This is a genomic window from uncultured Pseudoxanthomonas sp., from assembly GCF_947498795.1.
In the GTDB taxonomy this organism is placed as follows: Bacteria; Pseudomonadota; Gammaproteobacteria; order Xanthomonadales; family Xanthomonadaceae; genus Pseudoxanthomonas_A.
The window spans coordinates 1-215 of sequence record NZ_CANMLQ010000032.1 but is presented as its reverse complement, the minus strand read 5'-3'; the positions used below and the strand labels follow the sequence as shown (position 1 = coordinate 215).

Annotated in this window: 1 protein-coding gene; it reads right to left on the bottom strand. The window is 66.0% G+C overall.

From position 1 onward, the window contains the following. On the bottom strand, positions 1 to 215 hold a 215-nt coding region (locus Q0907_RS18980), incomplete at both ends, for a hypothetical protein (protein WP_299347606.1).

Genomic DNA, 215 nt, shown 5'->3' with positions numbered 1-215 from the left:
TCTTCCGGCAACGCGGCCAGGTCGCCCTTGTCGGCGTAGGTCAGGCCGAAGCCGAACGCGAACAGCGGGTCGTAGCCGTCCTGTCCCACATTGTTGACGTACTGCGTCGCCGTGCGCGGCCAGCTGAAGCTCAGCTTGCCCTTGAAGTCGTGCTGCACGCTGCCATCGGCCTTGCGCAGCAGTACATCCGCGATTCCCGCGCCTTCCGAACCCGG